This is a genomic window from Streptomyces sp. NPDC005728 (assembly GCF_040630895.1).
In the GTDB taxonomy this organism is placed as follows: domain Bacteria; phylum Actinomycetota; class Actinomycetes; order Streptomycetales; family Streptomycetaceae; genus Streptomyces.
In genome coordinates, this window is record NZ_JBEXYL010000024.1 from 92,449 (window position 1) to 116,367 (window position 23,919).

The 23,919-nt window shown below is 71.9% G+C and carries 25 protein-coding genes and 1 pseudogene; 18 read left to right on the top strand and 8 right to left on the bottom strand.

Translation table 11 applies throughout. The annotated features are described in order from the left end of the window. Positions 1-10: 10 nt before the first annotated feature. Genes ABZ471_RS18570 through ABZ471_RS18600 form a run of 7 tightly spaced genes read left to right on the top strand, consistent with a single transcriptional unit; the run spans position 11 to position 6,278 of the window. A complete protein-coding gene (locus tag ABZ471_RS18570; RefSeq protein WP_359067782.1) occupies positions 11-1,291 on the top strand; it encodes a beta-ketoacyl-[acyl-carrier-protein] synthase family protein in 1,281 nt (426 codons plus the stop codon). Further along, positions 1,288-2,589 (top strand): ketosynthase chain-length factor, encoded by a 1,302-nt coding sequence (locus ABZ471_RS18575; RefSeq protein WP_359067784.1) that lies wholly within the window; start codon positions 1,288-1,290, stop codon positions 2,587-2,589. Before ABZ471_RS18570 ends, ABZ471_RS18575 begins: the two co-directional genes overlap by 4 nt. Continuing rightward, positions 2,586-2,873 carry an acyl carrier protein gene (locus ABZ471_RS18580; RefSeq protein WP_359067786.1) on the top strand — a complete coding sequence of 96 codons (288 nt, stop codon included), beginning with the start codon at positions 2,586-2,588 and terminating at the stop codon, positions 2,871-2,873. Before ABZ471_RS18575 ends, ABZ471_RS18580 begins: the two co-directional genes overlap by 4 nt. A gap of 11 nt (positions 2,874-2,884) precedes the next feature. Then, positions 2,885-3,682 (top strand): 3-oxoacyl-ACP reductase FabG, encoded by a 798-nt coding sequence (gene fabG / locus ABZ471_RS18585; protein ID WP_359067788.1) that lies wholly within the window; start codon positions 2,885-2,887, stop codon positions 3,680-3,682. An 18-nt stretch (positions 3,683-3,700) separates the two neighbouring features. After that, positions 3,701-4,672 (top strand): SRPBCC family protein, encoded by a 972-nt coding sequence (locus ABZ471_RS18590; protein WP_359067790.1) that lies wholly within the window; start codon positions 3,701-3,703, stop codon positions 4,670-4,672. Further along, a complete protein-coding gene (locus ABZ471_RS18595) occupies positions 4,669-5,613 on the top strand; it encodes an MBL fold metallo-hydrolase (RefSeq protein WP_359067792.1) in 945 nt (314 codons plus the stop codon). The genes ABZ471_RS18590 and ABZ471_RS18595 overlap by 4 nt, the downstream gene beginning before the upstream one ends. Next, complete coding sequence (locus ABZ471_RS18600) at positions 5,610-6,278, top strand: 4'-phosphopantetheinyl transferase superfamily protein (protein ID WP_359067795.1); 669 nt, start codon at positions 5,610-5,612, stop codon at positions 6,276-6,278. Before ABZ471_RS18595 ends, ABZ471_RS18600 begins: the two co-directional genes overlap by 4 nt. Positions 6,279-6,291: 13 nt before the next feature. Here the strand turns inward: ABZ471_RS18600 and ABZ471_RS18605 are convergent, their stop codons facing one another. Next, positions 6,292-7,269 (bottom strand): acyltransferase domain-containing protein, encoded by a 978-nt coding sequence (locus tag ABZ471_RS18605; protein WP_359067797.1) that lies wholly within the window; start codon positions 7,267-7,269, stop codon positions 6,292-6,294. Positions 7,270-7,401: 132 nt separating this feature from the next. Here ABZ471_RS18605 and ABZ471_RS18610 point away from each other — a divergent pair, with 132 nt between their 5' ends. The 3 genes from ABZ471_RS18610 to ABZ471_RS18620 all read left to right on the top strand — a co-directional run bounded on the left by ABZ471_RS18610 (position 7,402) and on the right by ABZ471_RS18620 (position 10,395). Then, entirely contained in the window at positions 7,402-8,337 is a 936-nt protein-coding gene (locus tag ABZ471_RS18610; protein ID WP_359067799.1) for a DUF6081 family protein, read from the top strand. A gap of 75 nt (positions 8,338-8,412) precedes the next feature. Further along, positions 8,413-9,318, top strand: a complete 906-nt coding sequence (locus tag ABZ471_RS18615; protein ID WP_359067801.1) for a nitroreductase/quinone reductase family protein — start codon at positions 8,413-8,415, stop codon at positions 9,316-9,318. A 12-nt stretch (positions 9,319-9,330) separates the two neighbouring features. After that, positions 9,331-10,395: an aldo/keto reductase gene (locus ABZ471_RS18620; protein WP_359067831.1), complete on the top strand. Its 1,065-nt coding sequence runs from the start codon at positions 9,331-9,333 to the stop codon at positions 10,393-10,395. Positions 10,396-10,465: 70 nt separating this feature from the next. On the opposite strand, the gene ABZ471_RS18625 is transcribed toward ABZ471_RS18620, so the two are convergent. Further along, a complete protein-coding gene (locus ABZ471_RS18625) occupies positions 10,466-11,575 on the bottom strand; it encodes a DUF6081 family protein (protein ID WP_359067803.1) in 1,110 nt (369 codons plus the stop codon). A gap of 210 nt (positions 11,576-11,785) precedes the next feature. On the opposite strand from ABZ471_RS18625, the gene ABZ471_RS18630 reads away from it, so the two are divergent. From ABZ471_RS18630 to ABZ471_RS18640, 3 genes are read left to right on the top strand one after another with little or no spacing between them, the layout of a single operon-like run. Beyond that, positions 11,786-12,718, top strand: a complete 933-nt coding sequence (locus ABZ471_RS18630; RefSeq protein ID WP_359067805.1) for a pseudouridine-5'-phosphate glycosidase — start codon at positions 11,786-11,788, stop codon at positions 12,716-12,718. Beyond that, complete coding sequence (locus tag ABZ471_RS18635) at positions 12,715-13,485, top strand: HAD family hydrolase (protein ID WP_359067807.1); 771 nt, start codon at positions 12,715-12,717, stop codon at positions 13,483-13,485. Before ABZ471_RS18630 ends, ABZ471_RS18635 begins: the two co-directional genes overlap by 4 nt. Next, entirely contained in the window at positions 13,482-14,480 is a 999-nt protein-coding gene (locus ABZ471_RS18640; RefSeq protein ID WP_359067809.1) for a DUF6081 family protein, read from the top strand. Before ABZ471_RS18635 ends, ABZ471_RS18640 begins: the two co-directional genes overlap by 4 nt. 57 nt (positions 14,481-14,537) lie before the next feature. Here the strand turns inward: ABZ471_RS18640 and ABZ471_RS18645 are convergent, their stop codons facing one another. Beyond that, positions 14,538-15,704: an acyl-CoA dehydrogenase family protein gene (locus ABZ471_RS18645; protein ID WP_359067811.1), complete on the bottom strand. Its 1,167-nt coding sequence runs from the start codon at positions 15,702-15,704 to the stop codon at positions 14,538-14,540. Between the two features lie 183 nt (positions 15,705-15,887). Then, a complete protein-coding gene (locus tag ABZ471_RS18650) occupies positions 15,888-17,462 on the bottom strand; it encodes an MFS transporter (RefSeq protein ID WP_359067813.1) in 1,575 nt (524 codons plus the stop codon). A 180-nt stretch (positions 17,463-17,642) separates the two neighbouring features. Here ABZ471_RS18650 and ABZ471_RS18655 point away from each other — a divergent pair, with 180 nt between their 5' ends. From ABZ471_RS18655 to ABZ471_RS18665, 3 genes are all read left to right on the top strand, one after another. Beyond that, positions 17,643-18,095, top strand: a complete 453-nt coding sequence (locus ABZ471_RS18655) for a MarR family winged helix-turn-helix transcriptional regulator (protein WP_359067833.1) — start codon at positions 17,643-17,645, stop codon at positions 18,093-18,095. Between the two features lie 110 nt (positions 18,096-18,205). Further along, a complete protein-coding gene (locus tag ABZ471_RS18660) occupies positions 18,206-19,093 on the top strand; it encodes an NAD(P)H-binding protein (RefSeq protein WP_359067815.1) in 888 nt (295 codons plus the stop codon). Continuing rightward, positions 19,090-19,563: a nuclear transport factor 2 family protein gene (locus ABZ471_RS18665; RefSeq protein ID WP_359067817.1), complete on the top strand. Its 474-nt coding sequence runs from the start codon at positions 19,090-19,092 to the stop codon at positions 19,561-19,563. The genes ABZ471_RS18660 and ABZ471_RS18665 overlap by 4 nt, the downstream gene beginning before the upstream one ends. Positions 19,564-19,645: 82 nt before the next feature. Here the strand turns inward: ABZ471_RS18665 and ABZ471_RS18670 are convergent, their stop codons facing one another. The 4 genes and pseudogenes from ABZ471_RS18670 to ABZ471_RS18685 form a co-directional block, all read right to left on the bottom strand. Next, entirely contained in the window at positions 19,646-20,608 is a 963-nt protein-coding gene (locus ABZ471_RS18670; protein WP_359067819.1) for a 3-hydroxyacyl-CoA dehydrogenase NAD-binding domain-containing protein, read from the bottom strand. Further along, positions 20,605-21,129, bottom strand: coding sequence for an AfsR/SARP family transcriptional regulator (locus ABZ471_RS18675; protein ID WP_359067835.1), 525 nt, complete (start codon positions 21,127-21,129; stop codon positions 20,605-20,607). Before ABZ471_RS18675 ends, ABZ471_RS18670 begins: the two co-directional genes overlap by 4 nt. 45 nt (positions 21,130-21,174) lie before the next feature. Continuing rightward, a pseudogene (locus ABZ471_RS18680) lies at positions 21,175-21,549 on the bottom strand (winged helix-turn-helix domain-containing protein); the annotation flags it as partial. Next, the gene (locus ABZ471_RS18685; RefSeq protein WP_359067821.1) at positions 21,512-22,117 is read right to left on the bottom strand and encodes a response regulator transcription factor; all 606 of its coding nucleotides are present in this window, start codon (positions 22,115-22,117) and stop codon (positions 21,512-21,514) included. The gene ABZ471_RS18685 and the pseudogene ABZ471_RS18680, both read right to left, overlap by 38 nt. A gap of 256 nt (positions 22,118-22,373) precedes the next feature. On the opposite strand from ABZ471_RS18685, the gene ABZ471_RS18690 reads away from it, so the two are divergent. Together ABZ471_RS18690 and ABZ471_RS18695 are read left to right on the top strand one after the other, a co-directional pair. Then, positions 22,374-23,351, top strand: coding sequence for a beta-ketoacyl-ACP synthase III (locus ABZ471_RS18690; RefSeq protein ID WP_359067823.1), 978 nt, complete (start codon positions 22,374-22,376; stop codon positions 23,349-23,351). After that, positions 23,348-23,866 carry a flavin reductase family protein gene (locus ABZ471_RS18695; protein ID WP_359067825.1) on the top strand — a complete coding sequence of 173 codons (519 nt, stop codon included), beginning with the start codon at positions 23,348-23,350 and terminating at the stop codon, positions 23,864-23,866. Before ABZ471_RS18690 ends, ABZ471_RS18695 begins: the two co-directional genes overlap by 4 nt. The last annotated feature ends 53 nt before the right edge of the window (positions 23,867-23,919 follow it).

Below are 23,919 nucleotides of genomic sequence, written 5' to 3' on the forward strand. Positions count from 1 at the left end.
AGCTGCTCCAGTGAGCCGAACAGTCGCCATCACCGGTATCGGCGTCATGGCCCCCAGCGGTGTCGGCCGGAAGGCGTTCTGGGATCTGCTGGTCTCCGGACGTACCGCCACCCGCACCATCTCCAGCTTCGACGCCTCCCGCTTCCGCTCCCGGATGGCGGCAGAAGTGGACTTCTCCGTCGAGCGGCAGAGCCTCACACCGCGTGAGCTGCGGCGTCTCGACCGCGCCGCGCAACTCGCCGTACTCAGCACCCGTGAGTGCCTGGAGGACAGCGGCCTCGACCTCGACGCCTTCGACCCCGAGCGCATCGGCGTCAGCGTAGGCACCGCCGTCGGCGGCACCACCAGCCTGGAGCGTGAGTACCTGGTGCTCAGCGACAGCGGCCGCCTGTGGGAGGTCGACGGGACGTATCTGTCGCCGCATCTCTATGACGCCTTCGTGCCCAGCTCCTTCGCGGCCGAGGTCGCCGCGATGGTGGGCGCGGAGGGGCCGACCGCCGTCATCTCCACGGGCTGTACGTCCGGTATCGACTCGGTGGGCCACGCGCGGGACCTGATCGTCGAGGGCGCCGCGGACGTGATGATCGCCGGCGCGGCCGACGCCCCCGTCTCGCCGGTCGCCGTGGCGTGCTTCGACGCGATCAAGGCCACCTCGCCGCGGAACGACGACCCGGAGCACGCCTCCCGTCCCTTCGACCGCACGCGGGACGGATTCGTCATCGCCGAGGGCGCGGCCATGCTCGTCCTGGAGGAACTCGAGCACGCGCGCGCACGGGACGCCCATGTCTACGCGGTCATCGACGGGCACGCCTCCCGGTGCAACGCCTTCCACATGACCGGCCTGAAGCCCGACGGCCGGGAGATGGCGGACGCGATCACCGCGGCGCTGGACGAGGCGCGGCTCGTGCCCGAAGCCGTCGACTACGTCAACGCCCATGGTTCCGGCACGAGACAGAACGACCGGCACGAGACGGCGGCCTTCAAGCTGGCACTCGGCGAGCACGCGTACCGGACACCGGTCAGCTCGATCAAGTCGATGGTCGGGCATTCGCTCGGTGCGATCGGCACCATCGAGATCGCCGCCTGTGCCCTCGCCATGGAGTACGGTGCCGTGCCGCCCACGGCCAACCTGCACGAGGTGGATCCCGAGTGCGACCTCGACTACGTGCCGCTCGAAGCGCGTGAGCGCGAACTCGGAACCGTCTTGACGGTCGGCAGCGGCTTCGGCGGATTCCAGAGCGCCATGGTCCTCTCCCGGGAGCCGCGTGGTGGGCGAGGAGCGGCGGCATGACCCCTCCTCCCACGGCTGCTTCACCTGCGGTCGCGGACCGGACGGTGGGCGCAGGAGCCGCTCCGGTCGTCACCGGCATCGGTGTGATCGCCCCCAACGGCCTCGGCACACCGCAGTGGTGGGACGCGACGCTGCGCGGCGAGTCCGGCATCCGCATGGTCCCGGGGTACGACTCCGCCCGCTACCCCTCGCCGCTCGCCGGTGTGGTCGACGGGTTCGACGCGGCCGCGCTGCTGCCGGGGCGTCTGCTCCCGCAGACGGACCGGGTCACCCGCCTGGCGCTCGTCGCCGCCGACTGGGCCTTGCGGGACTCGGGCGCCGACGTGTCGGCACTGCCCGACTACGCGGCCGGTGTGGCGACCTCCAATGCGACCGGGGGCTTCGAGTTCACCCACCGCGAGGTACGCAAGCTGTGGACCAAGGGGCCACAACACGTCAGCGTCTACGAGTCGTTCGCCTGGTTCTACGCCGTCAACACCGGACAGATCTCCATCCGGCACGGTTTGCGCGGCCCGGGCAATGTGATCGTTGCGGACCAGGCGGGCGGCCTCGACACCTTCGGGCAGGCCCGGCGCATGCTGGGCAAGGGCGCCGCACTGGTGGTGTCCGGCGGGGTCGAATCCGCCCTGGACCCCTGGGGGTTGCTCTCCCACCACTCGGGCGGACGGCTCTCGGGCGTACGCGATCCGCTGCGCGCGTACCTTCCGTTCGACGAGGCGGCGGCCGGGCACGTACCGGGGGAGGGCGGCGCGCTCCTCGTCGTGGAGAGCGCGGCCGCGGCCGCGGAACGCGGAGCCCGCCAGGTGTACGGGCAGCTCGCCGGGCACGCGTCCACCTTCGATCCGCGCCCCGGCACGGGGCGGCCCCCTGGGCTGGCCCGCGCGGCGCGGCTGGCGATCGCCCAGGCGGGTCTGCGGCCGGACGACATCGACGTGGTGTTCGCCGACGCCGCGGCGCAGCCGGCGCTCGACGACATCGAAGCCGCCGCCCTCGAGGCGCTCTTCGGGCCCTACGGCGTACCCGTCACCGCCCCCAAGACACTCACCGGGCGGCTGACCGGCGGAGGCCCACCCGTGGACGTCGCCGCCGCGCTGCTCAGCATGCGTGACGGCCTGATCCCCCCGACCGCGCACGTCGACCGGCCCGTCCCGCGGCACCGGCTCGACCTCGTGCGCGGTGAACCCCGCGCGGTCCGGGTCCGTGCGGCGCTCGTGCTGGCCCGGGGCCACGGGGGCTTCAACTCGGCTCTGGTCGTCACCGGAGCCGACCGGCGACAAGAAGAGGGAGGCACGTCATGAACGATCAGGTCCTCGAAGAGGGCGTCAGCAAAGAACTGCTCTTCACCGACTTCCGCGCGATTCTCGTCGAATGCGCCGGGGACGAGGAGGACACCCAGCTCACCGAAGCGGTGCTCGACGTGCCCTTCACGGACCTCGGGTACGACTCGCTCGCGGTCCTGGAGACGGCGGCGGCGGTCGGGCAGCGCTATGACGTCGTGCTGCGCGACGAGGACGTGGCCGAGGCAGTGACGCCACGGGCCTTCCTGCTGCTGGTCAACCACGCCCTGTCGACCGCCGCTTGAGGAGCCCCGCCATGAACACAACCCCAGCGTCCCCGGTCAGGGGACCCGCACTGGTGACCGGCGCAACCCGGGGCATCGGCCGCTCCGTCGCACGGGAACTCGCCCGCAGGGGACACCCGGTGTTCCTCTGCGCCCGCGACGAGACTGCCGTCGACGAAGAGGTCGAACGGCTCGCCGATCTCGGACTCACGGCCGCGGGCGCCGTCTGCGACGTGACCGACCCGGCCCGGGTCCGCGGCTGGGTCGAGGCCGCCGTCGAGCGCTTCGGCCCCGTGGAGGTGCTCGTCAACAACGCGGGCCGCAGCGGCGGTGGGCCGACCGCACAACTCCCCGACGAACTCTGGTACGACGTGATCGACACCAATCTCAACAGCGTCTTCCTGGTCACCCGCGAGGTACTGACCACGGGCGGCATGACCGGCCGCAGCAGCGGACGCATCATCAGTATCGCCTCGACCGGAGGCAAGCAGGGCGTCGTGCTCGGCGCCCCGTACTCCGCCTCCAAGCACGGCGTGGTCGGATTCACCAAGGCCCTCGGTCTGGAGCTGGCCAAGACCGGCATCACCGTGAACGCCGTCTGCCCCGGCTATGTCGAGACGGAGATGGCGGGCGAGGTGCGTCGGGGCTACGCCGCCCTGTGGGGGACCGACGAGCAGACCGTCCTCGAGCGGTTCGAGGCCAAGATCCCGATCGGCCGGTACACGGAGCCCCAGGAAGTGGCCGCGTTCGTCGGCTTCCTCGTGAGCGACGAGGCCGCCGCCATCACCGCGCAGGCGCTCAACGTCTGCGGCGGTCTCGGAAACTACTGACTCGGGAAGGGGTCGGCCATGCCGATCGATTCGACCACCCGGCACAGCGCGGAGCACACAGCGCGGTACGCCGGCCCGGCCAGCCGCGGCTACGGGCTGATCGCCGACGTGACCCGCTGGCCGGTCCTCTTCCCGCCGTGTCTGGCGGGTGAAGTCCTGGAGAGCGACCGGGACTCGGAGCGGATCCGGCTCTGGGCCGTCGTCGGCTCCGGGGTCCGCACCTGGACCTCGCTGCGCAAGCTGGACGACGAGCGGTTGCGCATCGACTTCCGGCAGGAGACGCCGGGACCCCCGCTGGAGTGGATGAGCGGCCACTGGAGCTTCGAGGAGAGCGCCGGTGCCACGCGCCTCGTCCTCGGACACGAGTGGGTGCTCACGGCCGACGCCCAGGACACCGGGGGGACGGTCGCCGAGGCACTGGACTGCAACAGCGAGGCGGAGGTCGCGGCGGTGGTCCGCTGGGCGGGGCACCCCGAGGGCCTGGAAGAACTGTTCTTCACCGTCCGGGACGAATGCGTCGTACGGGCGCCGCTGCGCCAGGTCTACGACTTCCTGTACCGGGCGGACCTGTGGCCCTCGCGCGTACCGCACGTCGTCTCCCTCGACCTCCAGGAGGACAGCGAGGTCACGGTCGGCGGCGCTCGTGTGCAGACCCTCGACATGCGTACCGGGAGCGACGACGGGTCCGTGCACGGTACCCGGTCGGTCCGGCTCTGCTTCCCGGACGAACGTATCGTCTACAAGCAGACGACGGTTCCGCGCGGACTGCTGGGCCACAGTGGCGCCTGGCTGCTGTCGGAGACCGACGGCGACACCCACGTCACCGCCGTGCACCAGGCCGCTCTCGATCCCGCCGCGCTGGAGGAGGTCTTCGGACCGGGCGTCACCCTCTCCGCCGCGCGGGACCGGGCCGCGGCGCTGCTGGCCGGCAACAGCCGGCGCACGCTGGACCGGTGCGGTGCCCACCTGGCGGCGGAGGCGGCCCGGTGACCGGGGCCCGCGGGTCGACCTCCACCGCGCACGGACCCGCCGTCCTGGAGGAGATCGCGGACGGGGTCCACGCCTACCTTCAGGAGACGGACGGCTGGTGTGTCAACAACGCCGGCGTACTGCTCGACGAGGGCCGTGGACCGGTGGTCGTGGACACCGCCGCCACCGAGGCGCGCGCCCGCCGGCTGAGCGACGCCGTCCGCGGACTCGGCGCCGCCGCACCCCGCCTGCTCGTCAATACGCACTTCCACGGGGACCACACGTTCGGCAACGCGCTGGTCGGCGGTCCGGGCACGGTGGTCGTGGCGCACGAACGGGCCCGGCAGGAGATGGCGGCCGCCGGGCTCGGCCTCACCGGACTGTGGCCGGGCGTCGACTGGGGCGCGGTGGAGCTGCGGCTGCCCGACGTGACGTACGACGGTCACATGGACCTGCACCTCGCCCGGCGGACGGTGCAGCTGTTCCATCCCGGGCCGGCCCACACCACCGGCGACACGCTCGTGTGGCTCCCCGAGGACCGTGTGCTGTTCGCGGGGGACGTCGTGATGTCGGGGTGCACGCCGTTCCTCCTGATGGGATCCCTGCACGGATCCCTGAGCACCCTCGCGTTCCTGCGCCGGCTCGCACCGCGTGTGGTGGTCGGTGGGCACGGTCCCCTGAGCGGCCCGGACGTGCTCGACGAGACGGAACGGTATCTGCGCTGGCTGCTCGCGACGGCCGAGGGGGCGAAGTCCGCCGGACTCGCTCCGCTGGAGGCGGCGCGCCAGCTCGGCGCCCACCCCTACCAGGACTGGACGGATCCCGAGCGGCTCGTGGGCAACCTGCACCGCGCCTACGCGGAGTTGAACGGCGGCCCGTACGGCGAACCCCTCGACGTGGTGGGGATCTTCGGCGAGATGGTGGAGTTCAACGGCGGCCGGCTGCCCACGTGTTACGCGTGATCGGCGCACTGCTCCCGGCATGGGCGTGCTCGGCGGAGACCTCCGCCGACGCGCCCCTCGCCTGCCTTCACCCGGCGGAGCGACAGCTGCTGGCCGCGGCCGCGGTGGAGCGGCGCCGTCGCGAGTTCGCCACCGGACGCGCCTGCGCCCGCCGGGCGCTCGCGGACCTCGGGACACCACTGCGCGGTCCGCTGCTGCGCGGGCCGGACGGGGCGCCGCGCTGGCCCCGGGGCATCCGGGGCAGCATCACGCACTGCCCCGGCTATCGCGCCGCGGCCGTCGCCTTCGCCGCCGACGCGGACGCCTTGGGCGTCGACGCCGAGCGGCTGCGGCCGCTGTCGCGCAGGGCGACAGCCGCACTGACCACACCCGAGGAACGCCGCCTGCTCCCGGAACCGCGTACCTCACAGGATGCGGACATCCCGTGGGAGACGGTGCTGTTCAGCGCGAAGGAGGCCGCGTACAAGGCATGGTCGGCGCACGGCCACCCCCTCACCCTGCGGGAGGCGCAGGTGCGCATCACCCCCACCACGGCGGACGGCGGGCGGCTGGACGTCCGGCATGCCCGGCTCGCGATGCCGGGACTGCGCGGGGCGTACGCGCTGGCGTCGGGGCTGGTCGTGACCGTGGCGTTCCGCGCGGTCCGCACCGGCACGGAGCCCTGATCCGCCGCCGGGCTCACGTGTCGACGGCCGCCATGGCCCGGTCGAACGCGTCGGCGTCCGCAGGCCCACCGGTCTCGCGGACCGGCGCGAGGAGGGGCAGCACACGGGACGCGCCGGACCGGACGGCGGGGTGCCGGCGAGCCGGGGCACCGAGCGAGCGGTCGGGAGCCGCGTCGATGAGCAGCAGCCCCGGATCGCTGCCCCAGGTGTCGAGCAGCGACTCGAGCGCGGGCCAGTACCGCACGGGCAGGGCGAGCTGGTCGGCCCAGAACGCGGCGTCCACCGCCTCCCGGTCCCGCAGCGGTCGTGCCGTGCGGCCGGACACCAGGGCGGCGCGGGCGGGAGCCGGACGCAGGGCCGCCACCTCCAGGGCGAAGCGCCGGGCGGTGGCCTCCATCGCGGGGCTGTGGAAGGCGTGTTCCGAGCGCAGCCGCAGCACGGTGCGGCCGGCGGTCGTCAGCCGGTCGCGTACCCGTTCCAGGGCGTCGAACGGTCCGGCGAGCACCGTCTGCCGCGGGCCGTTGACCGCCGCGACCACGACCGGGCCCAGCTCGACGGGCAGCTCGTCCGGCGCGGCGGCCACCGCGAGCATCCCGCCCCGGCCGTCGTCCCCCAGGACTCGGGTCCGAGCCGCGGCGAGTCGGCCCAGATCGGAGTGCCGGAACACCCCGGCGAGGCACGCGGCGGCGAGTTCACCGACGCTGTGCCCGAGCAGCAGCCGCGGTGGACCGGTGGTGGCCGCGACCGCCCTGCCGAGCGCGTAGCCCACACCGAGCAGCAGCGGCTGGGCGACCTGCGCCTCGTCGAGGCCCGCATGGGGCGCGGGGCGCAGCCACTGTGCGGCCAGCCGGTCGCCCGCCGCGCCGAGCGAGCCGAAGAACTCGTCCATCGTCGTGGTGAATTCCTGGTGCACGCCGTACAGACCCGCAGCCATGCGCTCGCGCTGACCGCCCTGGCCGGGGAGCAGCAGCACGGTCATCCGCCGTTCCACGCGGGCCTCCCTTCCGTCGGGTTGTTCCTGAGGACGGTGCGGGCGGCTGCTCGATCCGGAGTGGACGCAGGCTCAAGCGGATCTCATTGCGGCGTCCGGACACTGGCGCCCCGACGACGAGCCGGAGGGATCATGGAGCAACTGTTCGACGACGACTTCCGTGACGGACTGGGCGGCGCCTGGGAGGTGCCGCCGCTTCAGGAGACGGTCGTGCGACGGGAGGCCGGCTGCCTGACGATCGAGCCGGCCGGCACCGATCCGGTGACGGGCGAGCCCGCCTTCGCGCCCCCGGCCGACGGGAGCGGGGCCGGGCCGGGACCGGACGGACACCTCAAGTGGGTCGCCCTGGTGCGCGGTTCCCGGGACGGGGAGCGGGGATTCGAGGTGCCCGACGGCGGGAGTGTCGAGTGCACGGCGACGCTGTCGGCGCGCAGTCTGGGCGGCGCACAGCAGCCCTTCGGGGACGCGGTGCCCGATCCCGACGAGGACGTACGACTGGCCACCGCGGCGCTGATCACCATGGACCCGGCCACACACGTCGTCTGCGACTTCCTGCTCACCAACACCCGCATTCACGCCCTGTACGAGCGGGTGCCGTCCCCGGGGTCGCGCTATGCCGCGTTCGCCTACGCCGTGCCCGTCGTCGCCCGCCGTCCCGGGCAGTGGCACCGGCTCTCCGTCCGGTTCGAGGCGGGCGGTACGCGCGTGGTGTGGGCGGTCGAGGGCGCGGAGGTCCTCCGGGTCGACCGTCCCGGGCACCGCCTCGCGGACCGGCGGCACATGCTCCTCGACCACGGCGGGGAGGAAGGGGAGCCGGTGCGGCTGGGCCGGATGGTTCCCGCGCTCGGCCTGCTCACCCTGCTGGACGGGGCCGGCCCCGACGGCCGGGGTCTGGTCCGGCCGTCGTCCGGGCGCGCACCCGGCTTCGCACCGCGGAGCAGGGAGCCGCGGCCACAGGAGTTCGTGGGCGACACGGACCTGTTGAAGCGGTCGTCGTGGCGTTGCGGCGCGGTGCTCGGGGTGCGTCGGGTGACGGTGCGAGCCGCGGTTGACAGCGCGGTGCGGTGATCCTAGATTCGTCATTGAGTTTGCTTTCAAAGCAAATGAAAAATCCTCTGTGCCGACACTCCGACGGAGACTCTCATGAGTGAAGAGCAGGCAGACAGCGGTCTGAGCTGGAACGAGCGCGTCATCCAGGAGTTCCGGGCGAACAACGGCCGGGTGGGCGGAATGTTCGAGGGGGCGCCCATCGTGGTGCTGACCACGATGGGCCGCAGGACCGGCCGACCACATGTGAACCCCACGATCTACTACAAGGACGGCGACCGTTACCTCGTCTTCGCCTCCAACGCCGGACGTGAGAAGCACCCGGACTGGTATCACAACCTGCTGGAGAGCCCCCAGGTCACGATGGAGATCGGCACGCCGGAGGGCGCTGTCAGGCCGTTCGCCACCCGGGCCCAGGTCCTGGAGGGGGAGGAGCGCGACCGGTACTGGGAGCTGCAGTGCTCGATCGACGCGACGTTCCGCGACTACGAGGCGAAAGCCGGCCGCACCATTCCGGTGGTCGCGCTGCACCCGCTGAACCTCGGCGTGATCACGGACCGCAGCCGGATGATCGGCGCTCAACTGACCAAACACCACGCGGACTTGCGGGCGGAACTCGCCCGCGTCCGGGCGGCGATCGACGAGACCCTCACCACGGACGGCACGACCGCGCTGCCCGCCGCCGACCTCGCCGAGCAGCTGCGCCGGCGCTGCCTGACGTACTGCTACGGGCTGCAGATGCACCACATCCGGGAGGACGGCTCCTTCTCCGCCTTCGAGGACCGGTTTCCCCACCTCGTCCCGGCCATCGGCCGGCTGCGGGCCGAGCACAAGGTGGTGGAGGACGCGCTGGCCGGGTTCGAGGAGCTGCTGAACAAGGGCGGCTTCGACAAGCCGGACGAGGTGGAGCGGCTGCGTGCGGAACTGGACCGGGTCGTGAGCGGCCTGGAGGACCACTTCCGCTACGAGGAAGAGACGCTGCTGCCCGCACTGGAGGGCTGACCCATGGCCGAGATGCGCTACCGGGTGCTGGGCAGGACAGGGTTACGGGTCTCCGAACTCGCCCTGGGCACCATGACCTTCGGGGACGACTGGGACCTTCCCGAGGACCGGCCGGCCAAGTTGCTGGAGCAGTTCGCCGAGGCCGGCGGCAACGTGATCGACACCTCCAACGAGTACGGGCGCGGTACCGCCGAATCCACCCTCGGTGAACTCCTGCGCGACCAGCGCGACGCCTTCGTACTCACCACGAAGTACACCCTGCAGGTCCGCCCGGGAGACGTGAACGCCGCGGGCAACCACCGCAAGAACCTCGTGGTCTCGCTGGAGGACAGCCTGCGCCGCCTGAGGACCGACCACATCGACATGCTGTGGGTGCACGCCCGGGACACCCTCACCCCGGTGGCGGAGGTCATGCGGGCCCTGGACGACCAGGTGCGGGCCGGCAAAGTGCTCTACACCGGGGTCTCCAACTGGCCGGCATGGGAGATAGCCCAGGCCAACACCCTGGCGGAGGAGCGCGGTTGGACTCCCTTCGCGGCCATGCAGATCCACTACAACCTGCTGGACCGGGCGGCCGAGAACGAGTTCCTGCCGATGGCGCACGCCTTCGACCTGCCCGCGTTCGTCTGGGGTCCCCTCGCCGACGGGCGGCTGACCGGCAAGTACCTCAGGGGCGAACAGGGCCGCCTGGACAAGGTCGCCTGGGGCAGGGCCCGCGGCGACGGCGACGACGTGGTGCGCGAAGTGGTACGGATCGCCGAGGAGCTGGGGCGTCCACCCGCCCAGGTCGCCCTCGCCTGGCTGCGCTCCCGGCCGGGCACGGTGATCCCGGTGATCGGTGCCACCACCGAGGAGCAGCTGCGGCAGAACCTCGGGAGCGTCGACCTCGAACTGGGACGCGCCCACCTCGCGGACCTGGACAAGGCGACCGCGGTGCCCGCCGGATACCCGCACCTGTTCCTCCGCTTCCCCGCCATGACCCGCATGATCTACGGAGAGCACTGGCAGCGCGTCGACGACCGTCGTACGACCACGCGGCGCGCCGTCACCGACGACCTGTTCCGGACGGCGGAGTGAGCGGCCGCCCCCGACACGACGCGACGCCCGGCCGGGACCTTCCCGGCCGGGCGTCGCGTCGGTGATCAGCTCACTCGGAGGTGGTGATGCTGAAGGACCGCACCTTCAGCGTGACCCCCTGTCCCCACAACCGGTTCTTGAGCAGGCTCTTGTCGTCGTGGAACCTCTGCGGCGCCGGAGCGCCCCCGGCCGGGTCGTAGTAGAAGTTCGCGCTGTCCTCCAGGCGCACCAGGCCGGCCTTGTCGCGGTCGCCGACGCCGCCGCCCCCGTCCAGCAGGTTGCCGGTCGCCAGACCGCACTGCACCGAAGAGGCCTTGACCACCTCCTCCGGGCCGCCGTGCTCGATGCGCAGGTACTTGGAGTCGAACGCCTTGGTGCCGATCCGGTCGGTGGACAGCACCGTCTTGCCGTTGACCAGCCAGCTGACCCGCTTGCCGCCCTCGTCGTAGCGGATCCGCAGCTTCACGGGCTTGTTCGCGGTGCGCTTGGCGACCGGGACCGAGTAGTGGAACGCGGCGTAGGCGCCGCTCTCCACCGGGAGCCGCTCGTAGACGGCGTGCACCTCGTGGTTGGTCACCGAGAAGTTGGCCACGGTGTGGGTGGCGTGGTCGACGGTGATGACGGTGGCGCTGGCCAGCCGGGGGTCGGACTGCGGGTCGCTCACCGCCCTGCCGAACGGCTGCTGGTCCACGCCCTCCGTCTTGACGGTGACGTCCGCCGAGCAGTTCCAGGCCCCGGTCTGAGGGATCGGGAACCCGTTCGCCGAGGACACGCGCGGCTGTGCCACCCACTTGAGATGGTCGCCGGTACCGCCGCCGAACCCGGAACCGTTCTGGTCGGTGGTGGCGGCGAACGCGGGGCGGCCCGTGCGCGGGTTGCGGCCCGTCGGCACCACGGTGATGCCGTCGGCGCCGGACGTGATGATCCCGTCGCCCTGCGCCAGTTGGCCGTCCGGGGTGTTGGACGAGCCGAGCAGCCAGGTCTGCCGGGCGTCGAAACCCTTGCTGAAGTCGTCCTGGAAGAGGATCTTCTCCGAGCTCGACGCGCTGGTCCGCTCGGCGGCGCCGGCACCACCGGTGAGGGTGAGGGCCGAGCACGCGGTGGCGGTGGCCACCAGGGCCACGGCCACCCGTCGTGACCGGACCAAGGGGCGGCGGGTGCTACCAGCCTCTGCGGGCATGAGATCTCCTCAGATCAGTCCGTCGGATGCGCAGACCGGTACGTCCCGCGCGCCAGCACCGTGACAACCACCTCTCGATTACCGCTCGAACCACCGGACCCGGCGCACGACGAAGGTTCCAGTGGGGTTCGAGCCGTGCTGCCCACGATGTGCGCGCAAAAACGCGAGCCCCCTTTGTCTTCGCACGCGCACGGAAAGGACGGCAGACACATGGACGGCACGGATCCGTTTCTGGACGTCTCCGAGGAAGTGGCCACCGCCCTCGCTGAGGAGCGGCCGGTGGTCGCTCTGGAGTCCTCCCTCATCACCGCCAGCCCCTCGCTCGAACTTCCGCTGGCCATCGAGAAGTCCGTACGGGACGCGGGCGCCGTACCGGCGACGATCGGCGTCGCCGGGGGGCGTCTGCTGGTGGGCATGGACTCCGAACAGATCGAGCGGATTCGCAGCGCCGCACACGTGCAGAAGGTGAGCGCACGGGAGCTGGGCGCAGCGCTGGCAGGCGGCGGTCTCGGTGCCACCACCGTCGCGGGCACGATCGTCGCCGCCGAGCGGGCAGGCATAGAGGTGTTCGCCACCGCGGGAATCGGCGGGGTGCACCGGGGAGCCCAGCAGACCTTCGACATCTCGCCCGATCTGCTCCAGTTCACACGCACGCGCATGACCGTCGTGTCGGCCGGAGCCAAGAGCATCCTGGACGCCCGGCTGACCGCCGAGTACCTGGAGACCGCCGGGGTTCCGGTCTTCGGCTACGGCACGGACCGGCTGCCGCGGTTCTACGTCAGGGGCGGTGACATCCCGGTGGCACGCATCGACGACCTGCACGCGGCCGCCCGGGCGATCCGCGCCCACTGGCTGCTGAACGGCCGCAGCGCGGTCCTGCTGACCGTTCCGGTGGACGAGGCGGAGGCGGTCGACGCAACCCTGGTCGAGGAGGCCATCGCGGGCGCCCTGGCCGAGGCCGAGCGGACCGGGATCACCGGCAACAAGGTCAGTCCCTTCCTGATGCGTGCGGTGTCCAGGGCCACCGCCGGCCGCACCGCCGCCGCCGGCCGTTCGATCCTCCTGAGCACCGCGCGCGTCGCGGGTGAAGTGGCCGTCGCTCTCGCCGCCGAGCGCGCCGGGGCCGTGCGGGCGCAGCGGTGACCGCGGCACCGCAGAGCACCGGGACCCCCGTGGCCGGGCTCGTCCTGGACCTCGACGGCACTCTGGCCGACACTCCACGGGCCATCACCACGATCATGCTGAAGATCCTGGCCGACCGGGGCGTACCGACGGACGAGGTGGTGCTCCGCCCCCTGGTCGGCCGGCCCTTGGAGCGGAACTTCGCCCAGCTGCTGGGATGCGCGCCGGACGCCCCCGAAGTCGCCGCGGCCCTGGCCGCCTACCGTGAACTCTTCCGGGCCCACCTGGAGGGCATCGACCCCGCCGCGCTCGCCTACCCCGGAGTCGTCGAGGGGCTGCGCGATGCGCGGGCCCGAGGACTGCGGCTGGGCCTCGCCACGTCCAAGCCCCGGCGCGCGGCGGAGCGGATGCTGGGCCTGATGGGAGTCGCCGACCTGTTCCAGGTCGTGGCGGGTGACGACAGTGTGCGGCACAGCAAGCCCGACCCCGAGATGGCCCGCCTGGTCGCCGACGGGCTCGGACTCCCGCCCGGCCGCTGCGTGGTGGTGGGGGACGGCGTCGCGGACATGGCGATGGGCCGCGCCGCCGGCATGCGGGCCGTCGGGGTCTCCTACGGGGCCGCCACCCCCGCCGAACTGAAGGCAGCGGGAGCCGAAGAGGTCGTGGACTCCTTCGCCGCCGTCCTCGCGCTGGTGACCGGGCCCGCCGCGGGCCGCTCGACAAACCTCAGCCCGGCAGACGGCAGCCCGGCAAAGGACAGCTCGACAGACGACAAGGAGTCATCATGACCCAGCCGACCACCGACCGTGCCACCGTCCTGTGGCAGGACGACTTCAGCGACGGGGTGCGGACCGGCGGACCGCAGGCGCCGTGGCGCTTCGTCCAGGCCAGCGCCGAACTCATCGCCGACGACGCGGTGATCAGCACGGACGCCGAGGGTCTGCGCCTGGTCGCACGGGGCCGCAATCCGCGTACCGGCGAACCCGCCTTCACCCGTACGGTCGCGCGGGAGACCGGTGAGCCCGGGTCCATCCCCGGCTTCGCCGACCATGCGAAGTGGATCGCCTACGTCAACCGTCAGTCCGCGGCGGGGTTCCAGGGGTTCGACACCGAGCCCGGGCGCGTCCTCTCCGTCGAGGCGGTGATCTCGGGCCGTACCTACGGCACCGCCGACCACCCCTTCGGCGACGCGGTCGCCGACCCGGACGACGACCTCCGGCTCGCCGGGGCGATGCTCAACACCATCGATCCGGAGACCTCCGTGGCCTTCGACTTCGTCCTCACCAACAAGCACGTGTACGCCTTCTACGGCCGGACGAACTTCGCCCGGCGGCACCTCGGCGACTACGGCTCCTTCGCGAACACGGTGCCGCTGGCCCGGCGTTCGCCCGGCGACCGGCACCGGGTGAGGATCGCCCATGACCGGTCGGCCGGAACCGTGCGCTGGATCCTGGACGGCGAGACCGTGCTGACGGTCGACCGTATCGGCCACCCACTGGGGCGTGACACGCTCACCCTTGACGAAGGCGGTGCGCTGGCCGTCGTGGAGCCGCGTCAACTGAGTTTCGGAATGGGCCTGTTGAGCCTGCTCGACGGCTCCTGGCCCACGGGCCGCGGACTGGTCCGGCTCTCCCGGGCCACCACGTACTACCGGCCCGATGCGGGGGTGCCGGCCGAGCAGAGCTTCGTGGACGAGGACAGCGCCGAGAGCAGCAGGCTCTTCGGCCAGGGAGCCGAACTCCGCATCAGCGACTACGTGGTGACGAGCGAACCCGCCTCCTGAGTGCGCGCATGCCGTGAGGGGCCGCCGAAGCCCGGCGGCCCCTCACGGCATGCGCACTCAGGACAGGTCGCCCACCGGTACCGCGAGGCGGGCCGCACCGAACCGCCGGGCGGCCGGCTCCCATTTGAGGACGGCGTGACCCGCCGCGGTGTTGGCGTCCCGCCAGAACCGCTGCAGGTCGCCGCCGAGGGACTGGGCCCCGGTGCCACCGGTGCGCTGGAGCCGGTTGACCGCGTCGAGCAGGAGGTCCACCGCGACGACGTGGTCGCGCTGGGCGCGGGCCCCGGCGAGCTCCGTGCCCAGCGCGCCCAGGTCGGCGTCGCGTGCGGCCCGGGTCAGGAGCAGTTCGGCCGCGTCCGCCTGGGCGGAGCAGCGGGCCAGGTCCAGCTCGGCCGACACCGCGGGCGGCTGGGCGGCGTTCGACGCCGCCCGCTTGTGCGCCGTGGTCCGCGTCCATGTGTCGAGGGCGCCGCGGACAGCGCCGAGCACCGGCGCCGCGAAGCTCAGGCCGCTGACGTTCTTGTGCGGGACGGCCAGCGGGGCGGGGCCGTCCCCCGGTTGCTGTCCGGAGGCCAACTCCCTTATCAGGAAGGTGTGTTCGGTGGGAACGAAGACCTCGTCGAGGACCAGCGTGTCACTGCCCGTGCCGCGCATGCCGACCGTGTCCCAGGTCCGCTCGATGCCGTAGGCGGCACGCGGCACCAGGAGGAAACGCGTCTGTGACCGCCCGGAGTCGAGGGGGACCTGTGCGGCGAGGAGGGCGAAGTCGGAGTAGTGCACGGCGCTCACATAGGGCCAGCGGCCGCCGAGCAGCCAGCCGCCCGACGCCGTACGCGCCGTGCCGCCGGGTACCAGGGCGCCGACCACGAGGGTGTCCGGCCCCTGCGCCCAGACGGTACGCCGTCCCTCCTCCGGCAGGAACGCCGCCATGCGGGAGAGCGAGGCGAGGATCGCGGCACACCAGCCCGCCGAGGGGTCGCCGCGCGAGACGTCGGCCACGGCTGTCAGGTAGTCCTCGAAACCGCCCTCGTGCCCGCCCCACCGGGAGGGCACGAAGTGGCGGGCGAAGCCGGCTTCGCGCAGGGCCTCGACCACCTCGGGGTGAAGCTGCTTCTCCCGTTCCGCGTACGGTGCGTGCCGGGCGGCCAGGGCGGACGCCCGCTGCGGGCGTGGTCCGTTCGGCTGCCGGGCGGGTGCCTGGTACGTCGTCATCGTCTCCGGCACGAGTCCTCCCCAGGGGCGGGCCGCCGCGCTGTGTGCGACGGCCGGGAGGGCAGCGTCGGCCGACGAGGTCGAAGCTGCCTCGACAGTGGCTGGACCGGTGCGCGGTGACGCCGCCGGCCGTCTCCACCGGCTCGGAGACGGCCGGACGTCACCCGGCAGAAGGGGAGGCCTGGCCCGGGTGGCTCAGTTGGTCGCCCGCCGGGAGGCCAGCGACCCGGACGCGTCGTCGGTGTCCTTCTGCTCGCCGTCCTCGCCGTCCTCACCACCCTTGCCGACCTCGCCGCCGTCCTCGGCGGCGCTCGGCTGTTGCTTCGGCTGGGCGCCGCCCGCGGCGGCGAACATCAGGCGTCCCGGCGGGAGGATGAGCGCGGCGGGGGACGCGAGCAGGTACAGGATCACGACGGTCACCAGGCCGGCCACCGCCGAGTCCACGGCTCCGTGGTGGTCGTCCAGGGATCCGAAGAAGACCGTGCCCACGACGGCGATGCCGACGGCCACACCGATCTGGATGGCGGTGTTGACCAGTGCTGCGGCGGAGCCGGCCAGCCGGCCCGGGGTCTTCGCCAGTACGGTGGCGATGAGGACGCCGGAGGTCATGGAGACCCCGAGGCCCGCGATGAGCATGCCCGGCACCAACTGCCAGGAGTTCAGGTCCTCGCCGGAAGCGCGGACGGCGAGCAGGTTGATGCCCATGCCGATGGCCGCGAGCAGTGAGCCGACGACGGCGACCGGCCGGCCGTACTGGCGGATCTTCGGGGCGAAGGGGCTGAAGAGGCCGACACCCACGGCGAACGGGATCATGGTCAGCGCGGTGTGCAGGGGGCTGAAGCCGAGTCCGCTCTGCAGGTGCACGGTGATCACCAGGGTGTAGCCGGTCCCAGCGAAGAACAGCACGGCGACGGACAGACCGCCCATCGGCGCGCGTTCCCGCAGCAGCCCGGGATCGATGAGCGGTGCGTGACCGCGCCGCACGACGGTCTTCTCGTACTGTCCGAAGAGCCACAGCAGGAGCGGGCACGCGGCCATCAATACGAAGGTCCACCAGGGCCAGCCCATGGTGCGGCCCTCGACCAGCGGGTAGAGCAGGGCGAGTACGGCGAGCGTCGCGATGGCCAGGCCGCGCACATCGGTGGTGGCGGCGCGCTCGGCCCGGGATTCGCGGGCCAGGACGAACGTGCCGATCAGGGCGGCGAGACCGATGGGGACGTTGACGAAGAAGATCGGCCGCCAGTCGAGCCCGAACAGGTCGGCGTTGAGGATCAGTCCGCCGATGAGGGGACCGGCGACGCCGCCGATGGAGAAGTTGAGGCCGAAGAGGGTGGCGGCCTTGTGCTGCTCCTCCGGGGGGAACTCGACCCGGAGCATCGCGAGCACCTGCGGCACCATCAGGGCGGCCGAGGCGCCCTGGGCGATCCGCGCGCCGACCAGCATCTCCGGGTTGACCGCGAGGCCGGTGAGGGCGGAGGTCACGACGAACGCGGCCAGGCCCGCCTGGAAGACCCGTAACCGCCCGAACCGGTCGCCGAGGCGGGCCGCCGTGATCATTCCGGAGGCGAAGGCCAGCACGTAGCCCGCCACCGCCCATTCGAGCTGGGTGCTCGACGCCCCGAGATCCCCGCGCAGCGAGGGGAGCGCGACGTTGATCACGGTCGTGTCGACCAGATCCATGAAGGCTGCGGACAAGGTGACGACGAAGGCCGCCCAGCGCCGGGGGTTGTACGTGGTCGTGTCCGATGAGGGTGGTTGGGAAAACGACATCGGCTGTCCCTTCCTGATCAGGCCCGGAGCGCGGGTGTCCGGTATCGTGGAGAACAGAGAGAAGATTTGCTTTGAAAGCAAAGGTATTGGGGGTGACGGCTGATGTCAACGCAGCACGGGGCGCGACGAGTTCAGCGGAACCGGCCCGACGCCGACGTGGGCGCGGCCGATGACGAGGGAATGAGCCGGGACGACGCGGTGCGGGCGATGCTCGTGCTGATGCCGCGGGTGGCGCAGCGGCTGAAGCGGACGACCGTCCCCGAGAAACTGCGGACGCTGAACCTCGCCCCCCGGCACCTCTCCCTGCTCTCGCACCTCGTCTTCGACGGACCCGCCCCGGTGAACGAGCTCGCCGCCCGCCTGGAGGTCGCGCCGACGACGGTGAGCCTGATGGTCGCGGACCTGAGCCGCCAGGGGGTCGTCGAGCGCAAGCCGGACCCGGCCGACCGCCGCCGCACGATCGTCTCCCTCTCCGACGACCCGGAGACCCGCGAGGCCATCAACGGCTGGCTCGCCAGGGGTGCCAGCTCGTGGGAGGCGGCGCTCGACCCGCTGACGCCGCAGGAGCGCGCCATGTTCGTGCGGACCATGACGGCGTACGAGAGCGGAGCCTCGGCCGACCAGAAGGAGTAACCGCGGCGCCGGGCTCGACGAGCGGTTCTGGAGTGTGATTCGAGCGGGCGTTGGTCTGCTGCTCCCGATCGGCGGGCGCACGACCCGCCTCGCACTCCGGGAGGACGCGCATGCCCGACTCCGTGCTGGTCACCGGGGCCACCGGAACGGTGGGACGTCATCTCACCGAGCTGCTGTGCGGCCGGGCCGTGCCCGTGCGCGCGATGGTCCGTGACACCGGGCGAGCCGCCGCGGTGCTGCCCGCCGCGGCCCGGACCGTGCCGGGGGACCTGACCGATCCCGCGGCCGTGGCCGAAGCCCTCGACGGCGTCCGCACCGCCTTCGTCGTGCTCGCCGAAGATGCGGGCGAGGCCTTCGCGCAGGCCGCCGAGAAGGCCACGGCGCTGCGGCATCTGGTGGTCGTCTCCGCGGACGCACCCGACGACTCCGCGCACCGGGGGCCGCTGTTCGCCCGGCACGCGGACGGCGAGGCGCGGTTGCTCGCCACCGGCGTGCCGGTCACCGTACTGCGGCCCGCCCCGTTCGCGACGCAGGCGCTCGCCTGGGTGGCAGACCTGGCGGCCGGGGACACGGTGGGCGTGGTCCATCCCGACCTGGCCGTACCGGTGATCGACCCGCGGGACGTCGCCGAGGCGGCCGCCGTCGTGCTGCGGGGCCCCACGCCCGTGCGCCGGCGTGTCCTCGCCCTCTCCGGGCCGGACCTGCTCGACGTTCCGGCGCGGGTGGACATCGTCGGTGCCGTCCTCGGCCGGCGGCTGAGCGTGGCGCGCCTGGAGCCGGACGAGTGGGTGGGCCGCGTCGCCGGGCGCGTGCCGGCGGCCTACGCCCGGGGCCTGCTGGACGTGGAGCGCTATCTGTACGAGCGCCGGCTGCCGGTCGTGCCGACCGTGCGGCAGATCACCGGGCGGCCGCCCCGGCCCTTCCGCACCTGGGTCGAGGACCATGCCGCAGCATTCGGCGCCCCCGTCCGGGGGCGGTCATCGAAGGAGGCATCATGAACACCGCAGCGCACCCCGCAACTCCCTCATCCGTACGGCAGACCGCCCAGTCGGGGCTCTACGCGGAGGTCCAGCTCTTCTACGCGCGCCAGGTCCACCACCTCGATGCCGTGCGGGCCGAGGAGTTCGCCGCCACCTTCGCCGAGGAGGCCGTGTTCGCACACTCACCGGACGCACCCGCGGTCAGCGGACGCGTGAACATCGCCCGGGAGGTGCGCGACTACAACGAGCGGCGCTTCGCGACGGATCCGGTGCAGCGCCGGCACTGGTTCACCATGCTCGACGTACGGGAACAGGCCGACGGTTCCGTGCACACCGAGTACTACGCGCTCGTGGGCACGACCCGGCCCGGCGAACCGCGTCCCGTGATCGCGCCCAGCTGCATCGTGCGGGACGTGCTCGTCCGTGAGGACGGCGAACTGCGGACGCTGCGACGCAAGGTGACCCAGGATCAGGAACTCCTCGGCTGAAGTCCCGGCGTTCCGACGGCACATCCCGAAACCGCCGGGGGCCGGGGCGACATCGCCCCGGCCCCCAGTGCTCGTGCAGGCGTCACGACTCCAGCCGCACGTCTTCCACGGAACCCGTGTCCCGTACCGCCGCGATCACGGCGTTCTGCGCCTGATCGCGCCACGCGGCGAGGCGCGTGTAGTCGTACGTGCCGAACGCCTCGTCGGCCTGTGTCAGCAACTTCTCCTTGAGCGCGTCGTCGACCGGCGGGTTGCCGAGCCCGGCCCAGCTGCGCTCCAGACCGTCGCCCAGGTGCGCCATCAGGTGCCGCAGACCGCCCGCACCGCCCCCCAGGTGGAAGGCGCGGAACGGGCCGGTCGTGGCCCAGCGGGAGCCGATGGACGCCGTGACGATGTCGTCCAGCTCGCCCACCGTGACGACGCCTTCGCGTACGAGATGGATGCTCTCGCGCAACAGCGCCGACTGGAGGCGGTTGGCGACGAACCCGGGCACCGCACGCCGCAGCAGCACCGGCGTCTTGCCCAGGCCCCGGTACAGGTCCAGAGCCGCCCGCACCTGGGCCGGGTCGGCGTCCTCGGCGGCCACGACCTCGACCAGCGGCACGATGTGCGGGGGATTGAAGGGGTGACCCACCATCACCCTGCCCGGTGTGTCCAGGCGAGCGCCGAGGTCGGCCGGCAGCAGGGTGGAGGTGGAGGAGAGCAGCAGGGCACCGGGAGCGGCCTCGTCGACGCTCCGGAACACCTCCTGCTTGAGCGCCAGGTTCTCCAGCACGTTCTCCTGGACGACCTGCGCCCCCGCAGCGGCCTCCGCCACGGTGCCGTGGAAGGACAGCCGCGCACGGAGCTTGTCGGGGGGTACGGGACCGCCGGGCATCGAGCGCGCGTACAGCGGCAGGGACCGGTGGACGTGGTCCTCGGCGTCCGCCCGGGTGCTGCTGACGCGCACGTCGAATCCGGCGGCGGCGAACAGCGCGGTCCACCCGAGGGCGATCGTGCCGGTGCCCAGCACGGCGACGGTGTGGGGCGCGTCGGGGCCGGTCATGCCGCACTCCACTGGGCGTGACGACCCGCACCCAGGATCTCCTGGTGCAACTGCTGTATCCGGGGGGACGGCTCGACACCCAGCTCCCGCACGAGGGTGCCGCGCAACTGCTGGAAGGTTTCGAGTGCCCGCCAGGTGTGCCCCGAGCGCTGAAGGGCGGTCATCAGCAGTGCGCAGAGGTTCTCGCTGAGCGGGTTGCGCGCGGCGAGGATCAGCAGTTCGCCGAGGATCTCCCCGTGGCGCCCCAGCCGGAGATCGGCCTCGAAGCGCAGCTCCTGGGCACGGGTGCGGGCTTCGTCCATGGCGAGCATCTCGATCTCCAGGATGCGGCCCGCCGGTACGTCCGCTAGGGCCGGGCCCCGCCACATGTCCAGGGCGCCCCCCAGCAGCGCGGAGGCCTCGGCCACCGCGCCCTGGTCGAGGGCCCGGTTGCCCGCCGCGGCCTTGTCGTGGAACAGGTCCACGTCGCACCGCCCGGGTCCGGAATTGAGCTGATAACTGCCGAACCGGGTGATCAGCACGTCTTTCGGGGTGAGTGGCGAGTCCGCGGGCAGTGCCTTTTTGATGAGTCGACGTAATTGCAGCACGTATGTCTGCAACGTGGTCTGTGCACTCCGCGGTATGTGCTCTCCCCAGAGCTCCTCCATGAGCGTGGGGATGGGGACGAGATGTCCCGACCGCAGAGCGAGGAGCGCCAGGAGCTGGCGAGGTTTACCGGCGCTCGGCACAATCGAGCTGCCGGCAAGTCGTACGTTCAGCGGACCCAGTACTTCGATATCCATGGGGGAACCTCCGCTAGAGAATTCGGACGCCTCGAGTCTGGCACGCGAATTTCCTGCTTCCCCTGTGATGTCTTCATGTATCGATGGGAGATTTTCATGTGCGACGGTGCGCACCGATCCCTCAGATGATGCCCGCTTCCCGGGCCATCCGTATGGCATCCACGCGATTCCGCGCGTTCAGCTTGCTCACGATCCGGGTGAGATAGTTCCGCACGGTGCCGATCGACAGGTGGAGCTGTTCGGCGATGTGGGAGGCATCGAGCCCGTCCGCCGCCCGCTGGAGCACCTCCGTCTCCCGGAGCGTGAGGATCTGCGCGCTGAGATCGAGCGCGTCGAGCGTCATGTGCGGGTCGAAGACCCGTTGTCCGGACATGACGTCACGGATCGCCGCGGCGAGTCGCTCCGGCGGTGAGTCCTTGAGGAGCAGCCCTTCCAGACCGTTGTCCAAGGCCCGACGGACGATCGCGGGCCGGCCGTTGCTGGTCAGGATGACGGTGCGACAGTCCGGAAGGACCTTGCGCAGTTCGATGGCGGCGGTGAGACCGTCGGTGCCCGGCAGCCCCACGTCGACGACGGCCACCTCGGGGCGCGTCCGGCGGGCGGCGGGCAGAATTTCGTCACCGTGACCGACTTCGGCCACGACCGCGAAATCCGGTTCCAGTTTCAACAAGGCCACCAGAGCGCCGCGGACCATGTGCACGTCCTCGGCGATGAGTAGGCGAATCACGTCCCATGCCCCCCGTGGCAGGTTACAGGCCCCTCAAGAGCCTCGCGCAACACTACGCTCCGTCGCCGGTCCTGCCACAGTCAACTATCGGCCAACTGCGCAGGAAGTACGACCGAGCGTGCCTCAAGAAGGGCTCCACCGGGATTGGTCAGGGTGCCCGAGGTTTCCTTCTCACCCCCTGTGCAGAGTTTCGCTTCGTAAGGACACTGAAGTGGAGAGGACGTTGACAAAAGCGACAGGTATCGAACTTTCTGCTGTGCAGCCTGCCTACGCGAGTGGATACAGCAGGATCCTCGGCGTCGGCAGCTATCGTCCCCGCACGGTGGTCGACAATATCGAGTTGTGCAGGACACTCGACTCCACACCGGAGTGGATCGAAACGCGCTCCGGTATTCGGGAACGACGCTTTGCCGCAGCGGACGAATCGCTGGAGAGCATGGCCGTCGCGGCGTCGGGAAAGGCGCTGGCCCAGGCCGGCGTCGGTCCCGAGGACCTCGATTTCGTACTGATCGCCACGATGACGGACCTCTTGCACGCGCCCCCGCTGTCGGCCCGGATCGCACGGTCCCTCGGGGCGCGCAGGGCGGCCGCTCTCGACGTCTCGGCCGCGTGCTCGGGGTTCTGTCACGCACTTGCGGTCGCCTCGGACATGGTCCACGCGGGCAGTGCCCGCCATGTGCTGGTGATCGGCGCGGACCGGATGACGGACATCGTGCAGCGCACCGACCGGGGCAGCGCCTTCCTGTTCGCGGACGGGGCGGGCGCGGTCGTGGTGGGCCCGTCGGACGTGCCGGGGTTCGGCCCCGTCGTCCGGCGCACGGACAGTGCGTACGTCGACTCGGTCCGGATGACCGCCGCCTGGTCCGAGGGAGGCGAGCGGCCGTGGCTGCGCATCGACGGCCGGCGCATCTTCCGGTGGGCCATGGACGAAGTGGCCCCGGCTGCCGCCGAGATGCTGCGGGTGGCCGGCGTCGCCCCGGACCGGCTCGGTGCCTTCGTGCCGCACCAGGCGAACCTGCGGATGATCGGCCTCATGGCGGACCGCCTGGGGCTCGGGCCCGACACCGTCGTCGCCCGCGACGTCGTGCGTACGGGCAACACGTCGGCCGCCTCGGTGCCGCTGGCGCTGGACAGCGTGCTCGCCGAGGGGAAGGCGCACCGCGGGGACACAGCTCTGCTGATCGGGTTCGGCGCGGGGCTGAGCTTCGCGGGGCAGGTGGTGGTGCTGCCATGACCGATCCGGTCGCCGAGGCACCGCGTTCGGTGACGGCGGAGGCGTTCCGCGCGGCCATGGCCTGTCACGCGGCCGGAGTGGTCGTCGTCACCACCCGGGAGACCACCGGACGGCCCTGGGGGCTGACCGTCACCTCGTTCAGTTCCGTGTCGCTCGAACCGCCCCTGATCCTGGTCTGCGTGGCCGAACGCGCCAGCGGCTACCCGGCCTTCGCCGCCTGTACGGAGTTCGCGGTCAGCGTGCTCGACGAGGGCCAGGAGGATGTCGCCGCCCGCTTCGCCCGCAGTGGCGCGGAGAAGTTCGCGGCGCACGAGACCGGTGACACCCCGGCTGCGGCGCCGGTCGTGGCGGGCGCCCTGTGCCGACTCGACTGCCATGTGCACGCGCGCCACCCGGCGGGCGACCATCTCCTGCTGGTGGGGCGGGTCACCTCCGTGCGGTACCGGCAGGGCGCACCGCTGATTCATCACCGGCAAGCCTTCCACGTGCTCAGGTCCGGCGTCGTCGCGTCGTGACGGACGCCGCCGGCGGCGCACCGGGAACGGGCCCGGTCGGCGGGCCGTGGGAC

Coding starts and splice junctions, on each gene's coding strand:
- ABZ471_RS18575 (WP_359067784.1), top strand. CDS start 1,288: ATGACCCCTCCTCCCACGGCTGCTTCACCTGCGGTCGCGGACCGGACG.
- ABZ471_RS18580 (WP_359067786.1), top strand. CDS start 2,586: ATGAACGATCAGGTCCTCGAAGAGGGCGTCAGCAAAGAACTGCTCTTC.
- fabG (WP_359067788.1), top strand. CDS start 2,885: ATGAACACAACCCCAGCGTCCCCGGTCAGGGGACCCGCACTGGTGACC.
- ABZ471_RS18590 (WP_359067790.1), top strand. CDS start 3,701: ATGCCGATCGATTCGACCACCCGGCACAGCGCGGAGCACACAGCGCGG.
- ABZ471_RS18610 (WP_359067799.1), top strand. CDS start 7,402: ATGGAGCAACTGTTCGACGACGACTTCCGTGACGGACTGGGCGGCGCC.
- ABZ471_RS18615 (WP_359067801.1), top strand. CDS start 8,413: ATGAGTGAAGAGCAGGCAGACAGCGGTCTGAGCTGGAACGAGCGCGTC.
- ABZ471_RS18620 (WP_359067831.1), top strand. CDS start 9,331: ATGCGCTACCGGGTGCTGGGCAGGACAGGGTTACGGGTCTCCGAACTC.
- ABZ471_RS18625 (WP_359067803.1), bottom strand. CDS start 11,575: ATGCCCGCAGAGGCTGGTAGCACCCGCCGCCCCTTGGTCCGGTCACGA.
- ABZ471_RS18630 (WP_359067805.1), top strand. CDS start 11,786: ATGGACGGCACGGATCCGTTTCTGGACGTCTCCGAGGAAGTGGCCACC.
- ABZ471_RS18640 (WP_359067809.1), top strand. CDS start 13,482: ATGACCCAGCCGACCACCGACCGTGCCACCGTCCTGTGGCAGGACGAC.
- ABZ471_RS18650 (WP_359067813.1), bottom strand. CDS start 17,462: ATGTCGTTTTCCCAACCACCCTCATCGGACACGACCACGTACAACCCC.
- ABZ471_RS18655 (WP_359067833.1), top strand. CDS start 17,643: ATGAGCCGGGACGACGCGGTGCGGGCGATGCTCGTGCTGATGCCGCGG.
- ABZ471_RS18660 (WP_359067815.1), top strand. CDS start 18,206: ATGCCCGACTCCGTGCTGGTCACCGGGGCCACCGGAACGGTGGGACGT.
- ABZ471_RS18665 (WP_359067817.1), top strand. CDS start 19,090: ATGAACACCGCAGCGCACCCCGCAACTCCCTCATCCGTACGGCAGACC.
- ABZ471_RS18670 (WP_359067819.1), bottom strand. CDS start 20,608: ATGACCGGCCCCGACGCGCCCCACACCGTCGCCGTGCTGGGCACCGGC.
- ABZ471_RS18695 (WP_359067825.1), top strand. CDS start 23,348: ATGACCGATCCGGTCGCCGAGGCACCGCGTTCGGTGACGGCGGAGGCG.